The following is a 3298-nucleotide window of genomic DNA, read 5'->3' as shown; positions in this document are numbered from 1 at the left end:
ACACGCTCACGACCTATGGCGTTCGACCGACGATCATCAAAGATCACGTGGAAACGCCGGCCGACCTTGCGTACGATCGCTGGAATTCGTTTTCCCGCATCACCGTGAGTCGGAGCGAAACCGTCCCGCCGGCGATGTTCGGTGCCTCGCCTCGCTTGCCGCACTCGACCATTGAGCAGCGCGCGCTGAATATCGACGGCGGCGCCGGCACCGCCCTGTACCGCTTCGATGGAGACCTCGCGAAACTGGGGTTCCTGCGCTATGACGTGACCAACCTTGCCTATGCCATTCCGGACCTGAAATTCTGGAATGGCTGTCCCGGCTTGTGCCGGGATGGTCCAGTGGGTCCTGAAAACAAAGAGAATTTCCCTCGTTCGGACCCCTTTCGTCTTCCCCTATCCCGGGTCGTCCCAAGCAGTTCGGTAGCAAAATGGTAGCAATCCGTCCTGCTACCGTTCGCGCCTTATCGGCATCGCGGTGAGGTTGTAAGCCGCGCAACGCGATCACCAGCCGTGTGCGCAACTGCCCCCTAGTCTAGCAGTTCGGGGCGGTTCTCCTGCCCGACATGCGAGAGCGCGCAAGAAAATGCCCCGGCGGTGAGGCCGGGCTTTGACTTACCGCTTTGACCTCAGCGGCCCGCCAGCGCGAAGCTGGGCGGATCTGAAATTCATCCGACTCTTAGATTTTCAGCGGACGTTTTGCCCCTGTTTGTCATTTCTTCGTAGCTCACCTTGGTGCCCTCATTGAGGCCGCTCAGTCCTGCCTTTTCGACGGCCGAGATGTGCACGAACACATCCCTGCCGCCGTTGTCGGGTTGAATAAACCCATAACCTTTTGTTGCATTGAACCACTTCACAACACCCGTTGCCACGTCGGCACTCCGTTTTTGAATCAATGGCGGTATCCTAGTGGGACTGGACGGTCTACGGCAAGAAAAACCCGTCGAGCGCGGCGGCGATCAAACATTCAGACCGAGCCGCCAGGAACGGGCAAGTTTTCATAAAAGTGTTAAACAGCAACGGTATTTCAGTAGCTTTCAAACAATCCTCTTTGCGACGGATCTCGATGACTGACGAGAAAATCGCCCGTCTGCGGGCCCATGACAACAACATCAACCGATATCGGCGCCTACTTGAGACCAGGCTCTCGGACCTTGAGCGCGGGTTCGTCGAAAGGCGCCTGAAGGAGGAAAGATTGGCTCTGCAGAGCTTGGCCAGTCCTCCAGCTCCGGCTTGCCGTTTTGACTGGATTGGCACGCCGGCGTGAAGGGACTGGGTTCAAACGCCGCTATCCCTCCGCGTTGTTGCCATGAAAAAGCCCGGCGGTGAGGCCGGGCCTGGGTGCCGCAATCCGGCATCGCGCGGCGTTATCAATCTCTGCAGAGCGCTTCGCGATCAGCCAGTCGACGCCTTCGAGGCTGTCGATATGGGTCGAGAAGGGGCAGTTTTTTCCAGTCTTGACTCGCCGGGGAATACGCCAGCGAGCATGTTTATGGCGATCCTCGCGAAGATGCGCCTCCAGTGCCCTAAGACCGGCCCGCGTCGTCGGTGCCGCGTCCATCAATGCCACCTCGGTCTCAAAACAAGCCGCGATGGCGGCCTCCACCGGGATATGATCCGAGAGAGTTGCCGGGCGCAGCGAGAAGCTCTTCATGGATGCTCAAGGGCGTGTCGGAGGCCCTTGCATGAGCACCGATCGCGGCGAAGATGGGATCGTAAGATTGTTGCATTTCCATTCTCCTGTGCTGAGGGGCGAGTAATGGTCGACGGCGCTACCTGCACCCGAGGAAGGGCCCGGCGGTTAAGCTGGGCCTTATGTCTCGGACCCCGTTCGGCGAGTTTTTTTCCAGTGAATGTGCCGGACCATTCAGCCGGGGGTACCCAGTTTACTGAACTCGGCTCGAGTGCGATCATTTCCGGCGAGATCGTTTCGCGATCGGCGCCCACGGCCATATAGGCGAGCGTCGTCGTCCGTAAGAAAGCGGAGACCCCACCCGTGAGCACAGGTGCGCACCGGTGGGAGCACCACCTTGTTGAAGGAAGCCCGCCATTTACGACGGGCTCAAGGTTAGGGAGGCGCGTCTGAGGACGCCCCCTAAGCCTACAGCGATTCGCGCTTCTATCTTGTGTCGCAATTCACACACGCGAACGGTCACGGCCTTGCGCCGCGCCCTCGCCTCCGGTTGGATGTTTCGGGGGAGCAATGGCAGAACGAAACGCCGGCTGGGGCCGCAAGTTCAACGAGCCGATCACACTGCGGGACGGTCGACGCCTGGTCGTTCTCCGCGATGCTGCGAACTATGTCACCGCCCTCCCCGAAAGCGAAGCCAACGCGCCAGAGTGGCAACCTGCCGCCGATGCCCGGCGTCTTTCCCGACTATCCGGCGCCTGACGGTAGCGACGGCCGCGCGATGGTGCTGATGCGCTGGGGGAATGCCGCCGCCACCGCGCGCCGGCGGCCCGCCCGTCACCAACATCCGGAACACCAGCTCGCCGCACTGGCGCGGCTGGCTGAAGCCAGAGAACCGCTGCCTCGTCCCGTTCAACAGCTTCGCGGAATACGCGCCCGAGCCCAACCCGGAGACGAAGAAGAAGGATGTCGTTTGGTTCGCGCTGAACGATGATCGGCCGCTCTGCGCCTTCGGCGGCATCTGGACCGAATTTCGGGGCGAGCGAGGCACCAAATCGAAACCGATCCCCGGGCCCCACATGGTCTATGGCTTCCTCACCACCGAGCCGAACGCAATTGTCGAGCCGATCCATCCCAAGGCAATGCCGGTCATCCTGACGACAGATGAGGAGCGCGACACTTGGCTGCGCGCCCCATGGGATGAGGCCAAGGCGCTGCAACGGCCACTGCCTGACGATGTGCTGAAGATCGTCATGCGCGGCCCCGACAAGGAAGACAAGGCAGCGGCATAAAGTTCACCACCGATCGTCCTTATGCGGACCCGGGGAAGCGCCGCCGCCAAGGCTTTCTAAGCGACGAAACGCGGCACGCTCGTGAAGGGTCAGGTTCATGTCCGTAGTTCCGGCCGAGAACATAGTTGTTACGGTTCTGGGGCGAGCTGGTAAAAAAGACGAACGTGACATGCAGCTGCATGCCCATCCCTGGGAACCTTCGTAGGTTCAAAAACCGTCTGCGTCCCGTTTGCTCGATGTAGCGCAGATGCGCGGATCGTTCTCAGGCGGGGTGCCATTGTATTTGGATACGGAGCACCAAATGGATTCCACGCTGGACGACAGGCTAGCGGAACGGCAGATCGCGGAGCAGCTTTCGAACCTGGCGCGCGAAGCGG

The 3298-nt window shown here is 60.6% G+C and carries 4 protein-coding genes and 1 pseudogene; 3 read left to right on the top strand and 2 right to left on the bottom strand.

What is annotated here, in order from left to right; translation table 11 throughout:
- Window positions 1-437, top strand: a 437-nt coding sequence (locus J6497_RS40305; protein ID WP_225709690.1) for a hypothetical protein, incomplete at its 5' end; no start/stop codon positions are given.
- A 230-nt stretch (window positions 438-667) separates the two neighbouring features.
- Here J6497_RS40305 and J6497_RS40300 read toward each other — a convergent pair.
- A complete protein-coding gene (locus J6497_RS40300) occupies window positions 668-871 on the bottom strand; it encodes a cold-shock protein (RefSeq protein ID WP_225709689.1) in 204 nt (67 codons plus the stop codon).
- Between the two features lie 416 nt (window positions 872-1287).
- On the bottom strand, window positions 1288-1653 hold the full coding sequence (locus J6497_RS40295) for a hypothetical protein (RefSeq protein WP_225709688.1): 366 nt from the start codon (window positions 1651-1653) through the stop codon (window positions 1288-1290).
- A gap of 549 nt (window positions 1654-2202) precedes the next feature.
- Here J6497_RS40295 and J6497_RS40290 point away from each other — a divergent pair.
- Both J6497_RS40290 and J6497_RS40285 read left to right on the top strand, forming a co-directional pair.
- Window positions 2203-2391 (top strand): hypothetical protein, encoded by a 189-nt coding sequence (locus J6497_RS40290; protein ID WP_225709691.1) that lies wholly within the window; start codon window positions 2203-2205, stop codon window positions 2389-2391.
- Window positions 2300-2921: pseudogene (locus tag J6497_RS40285) on the top strand (SOS response-associated peptidase family protein). The gene J6497_RS40290 and the pseudogene J6497_RS40285 overlap by 92 nt, the downstream one beginning before the upstream one ends.
- Window positions 2922-3298: the final 377 nt, after the last annotated feature.

The sequence above is a fragment of the Bradyrhizobium cenepequi genome (assembly GCF_020329485.1).
Classification (GTDB): domain Bacteria; phylum Pseudomonadota; class Alphaproteobacteria; order Rhizobiales; family Xanthobacteraceae; genus Bradyrhizobium; species Bradyrhizobium cenepequi.
Note: the sequence above shows the minus strand (reverse complement) of the source record. Positions and strands in the feature narration are given on the sequence as shown.

Coding starts and splice junctions, on each gene's coding strand:
- J6497_RS40295 (WP_225709688.1), bottom strand. CDS start 1,653: ATGAAGAGCTTCTCGCTGCGCCCGGCAACTCTCTCGGATCATATCCCG.
- J6497_RS40290 (WP_225709691.1), top strand. CDS start 2,203: ATGGCAGAACGAAACGCCGGCTGGGGCCGCAAGTTCAACGAGCCGATC.